This window comes from Actinacidiphila sp. bgisy167 (genome assembly GCF_057707665.1).
This window is the reverse complement of the sequence record NZ_JBYIQP010000177.1, coordinates 1-3,027: the sequence shown is the minus strand read 5'-3', so window position 1 is coordinate 3,027 and position 3,027 is coordinate 1. Positions and strand designations below refer to the sequence as shown.

The window sequence follows — 3,027 nt, the reverse complement described above, 5'->3', positions numbered from 1 at the left end:
ACGGACAGCTCACCAATTGCTCACGCATGACCCACCGGCTCACGCATTCGGGAACGGGGAACGGGCTGCATCACCAGGGGAGAGGCGACGACGGAACTCGCCCTTCGGCACCTGGGCGCGGGCGTCCGTCGCGCACAGCCCCGCGTCCGCGGCGCCCGATGCGGCCGCTGCCGGTCGTGCGCGACCGCGTGTCGTGCGCAGGGTCATGACCTCCTCGTTACCCGGTCGCCACCGCCGGCGAGGTATGAAGGAAGGCATGACTGTGCCCTTCAGCGCCCTGACGCATCTGGAGTGCGCGCGGTGCGGACGCCGCCACGACGCCGACCGCGTGCAGAACCTGTGCGCCTGCGGATCGCCGCTCCTCGCCCGCTACGACCTGGACCGGGTCCGGGGCTCCCTCACACCCGCGGACCTGCAGGACCGCCGGCAGGACCTGTGGCGCTACCACGAACTGCTGCCCGTACGCGATCCGGCGCACGTGGTCACCCTGGGCGAGGGCATGACCCCCCTGGTGCCGCTGCCCCGCTACGGCGCCGCGATCGGCGTGCCGAAGCTGGTGATGAAGGACGAGGGGCTCATACCCACCGGCAGCTTCAAGGCGCGGGGCGCCGCGGTGGGCGTGGCCAGGGCCCTCGAACTGGGCGCGCGGGGGATCGCCATGCCCACCAACGGCAACGCGGGGGCGGCATGGGCCACCTACGCCGCGCGGGCGGGCCTGGACGCGCTGATCGCGATGCCGAAGGACGCGCCGTCGATCACCCGGGCCGAGTGCGCCGCCGCCGGGGCCGACCTCTTCCTGGTGAACGGACTGATCGGCGACGCGGGCCGGCTGGTGGCCGAGAAGATCGCCGCCGAGCCCGGAGTCTGGATGGACGCGGCGACGCTGAAGGAGCCGTACCGCATCGAGGGCAAGAAGACCATGGGGCTGGAGATCGCCGAGCAGCTCGGCTGGCGCGCTCCGGACGTCATCGTCTACCCCACTGGCGGCGGCGTGGGCCTCATCGGCATCCACAAGGCCCTGCGCGAACTGCGCGAACTGGGGTGGCTGCGCGGGGCGATGCCCCGGCTGGTGAGCGTGCAGTCCTCCGGCTGCGCGCCCATCGTGCGCGCCTTCGAGAAGGGCGAGCGCACCAGTGAGCCGTGGCAGGACGCGCGCACGGTGGCGTTCGGGATCACCGTGCCCAAGGCGCTGGGCGACTTCATCGTCCTGGAGGCGCTGTACGAGACCGACGGCCGGGCCGTCGCCGTCGACGACGAGGAGATCCTCGCTGACCGCGACAGGTGCGCGGCCGCGGACGGAGCGCTGCTCTGCCCGGAGGGCGCGGCGACCCTGTCGGCGGTCCGGGTCCTGCGCGAGGAGGGGTGGCTGTCCGGCGACGAGGAGGTCGTGGTGCTGAACACCGGGGCGGCGGCCAAGTACCCGGAGACCTTCCGGGTCGACCCTCCGCTCCTGGAACTCACCGACCGCATCCCCTGACCGGGCGCCGCCGGGCGGGTACCCGCCCGGCGGCCCGGGCGGGTTCGTTCGGGGCCCGCACCGGGGCCGCCGTCGCCGTTGTCGCAGCGGCAGCGGCAGCGGCGACGGCCCCGGTTCCGTTGCGCGGTACGGGCGGGCCGGACGCGCGGCAGCTACCGGGCGCCGGTTCCTCGTACGGGATGCGGTTCAGGTGCCGGATCTCGCCCAGCGTGCCCCACTCGTCGGCGCCGAGCTTGGTCAGCGGTCGCAGCAGCCGAGCGCTGGGCCGGCCCTCCGTCAGGACATCCCGGTCCGCGACCGCGTGCACTGAACCGCCCCGGGTTCGATGGAGATCTCAGATTGTGGTTGTGACCTGGGGTCAGGGCTTGGGCGAGATCCGGGGTCGGGTGGTTGGTCGGGCCGTGACCGGTTGGGGTGCATAGCAGAGCAGGCACGGGCTTCGTGATCATTGGGGTGTCGAAGCTCAACGATCATGAGGTGGCCCGTGCCTGCCGCTGTATCTTCTCTCATCCCGTCGGTGTTGGTGAGGCTGGGTCCGCTGAACATCGGCCAAGTCGCTGACCTGCGAACTTTCCTGGACCTGGTGCCCGACCCGCGTGCGAGGCGGGGCCGCTGGTACTCACTGACCGCGATCCTCCTCGTCTGTGCCTGCGCGGCCGTGTCGGGAGCGAGCAGTATCGACGAGATCGCCGAGTGGGCGGCGCGGGCCTCGGACCATGTGCTGACGGCCGTCGGAGTCCGACGGCATCCGCTCAGGTGGCGTCGCTCACCCTCGCGTACGACCATCGGCCGTGTGCTGGCGGCCGTCGACGGCGACGCCCCGGACCGGGCCGTCGGTGCCTATCCCGCCGGCCCGACCCCTGCGGGAACGGCTCCGGAGCAACGGCAGGTGATCGCCGTCGACGGCAAATCGCTGAGAGGATCGGCTCGCCTGTCCGCCGGCCGCAGACACCTGCTCTCCGCCGTCACCCACCACCGGGCCCTGACCCTCGCCCAGGCGGAGGTCGGCGCGAAGACAAACGAGACCGCGCACTTTCAGCCCCTGCTCGAACCGCTGGACCTGAACGGAACTCTCGTCACCTTCGACGCCCTGCACTCAATCCAGGCGAACGTCACCTGGCTGGTCGAAACCAAGAAGGCCCACTACATCTCGGTGATCAAGGCGAACCAGCCGACCGCACACCGCCAACTCGCCGCCCTGCCCTGGCGGGACATCGCCGTCCAGCACACCACGACCTCCACCGGACACGGCCGCCACGAGTCCCGCTCGATCAAGACCTGCGGCATCGCCGACCAACTCGGCGGGATCGCCTTCCCCACGCCCGCCTGGCCATCCGTGTCCATCGCCGCCGCAGGCAGACAGGCCGACGCGAGAGCCGCGAGACCCTCTACGCCGTCACCAGCCTCGACGCTCACCAGACCACCCCCGCCGACCTGGCCACCGCGATCCGCGGCCACTGGACCGTGGAGGCCCTGCACCACATCAGAGACGTGACCTTCGCCGAGGACACCTCCACCGTCCACACCGGGACCGCACCCCGCGCCATGGC

General features: G+C 71.8%; 2 protein-coding genes. Both read left to right on the top strand.

All coding sequences use genetic code 11. From position 1 onward, the window contains the following. Positions 1-256 precede the first annotated feature (256 nt). A complete protein-coding gene (locus tag AC3ET4_RS30560) occupies positions 257-1,477 on the top strand; it encodes a threonine synthase (protein WP_431955181.1) in 1,221 nt (406 codons plus the stop codon). 517 nt (positions 1,478-1,994) lie between these two features. Then, positions 1,995-2,972 carry an ISAs1 family transposase gene (locus tag AC3ET4_RS30555; RefSeq protein ID WP_431955179.1) on the top strand — a complete coding sequence of 326 codons (978 nt, stop codon included), beginning with the start codon at positions 1,995-1,997 and terminating at the stop codon, positions 2,970-2,972. Positions 2,973-3,027: the final 55 nt, after the last annotated feature.

What these genes read in the sequence shown, in the direction of transcription:
- AC3ET4_RS30560 (WP_431955181.1), top strand. Translation starts at nt 257, where the DNA reads ATGACTGTGCCCTTCAGCGCCCTGACGCATCTGGAGTGCGCGCGGTGC.